The sequence below is a fragment of the Micromonospora sp. AMSO12t genome (genome assembly GCF_008806585.1).
In the GTDB taxonomy this organism is placed as follows: Bacteria; Actinomycetota; Actinomycetes; order Mycobacteriales; family Micromonosporaceae; genus Micromonospora; species Micromonospora reichwaldensis.
Map to the genome: position 1 here is coordinate 1 of NZ_WAAS01000558.1, position 424 is coordinate 424.

Below are 424 nucleotides of genomic sequence, written 5' to 3' on the forward strand. Positions count from 1 at the left end.
GAGTTGGCGGTGACGGTCGTCGACCTCGCCGACCACGACCTCCCCGCGAGCTGCCCGGCTGAGCCGACTCCCGCGATCGGGTCGTTCGTCGCGCAGATCGCGCGGGCGGAGGCGTTCGTCGTGGTCACCCCCGAGTACAACCACAGCTTCCCGGGCTCGTTGAAACAGGCGATCGACCACGCGTACGACGAGTGGCAGGCCAAACCGGTCGGCTTCGTGTCGTACGGGTGCGGTTCCATCGGCCTGCACGCGGTCGACCAGCTCCGGACGGTCTTCACCGCACTGCACGCGGTCACCATGCGCGACGTCGTCGGTGTCGACCTGCTCGACGGCGCGCCGTCACCCCCGACGGCCGACCGGTGCGAGCGGGCCGCCGACGTCCTGCTCGACCAGCTCCACTGGTGGGGCCTGACCCTGCGCGAGG

At 71.0% G+C, this 424-nt stretch carries 1 protein-coding gene; it reads left to right on the forward strand.

The annotated features are described in order from the left end of the window. Positions 1–424 (forward strand): NADPH-dependent FMN reductase (locus F6X68_RS32940; RefSeq protein WP_151457868.1); only part of this gene is annotated, 424 nt, incomplete at both ends.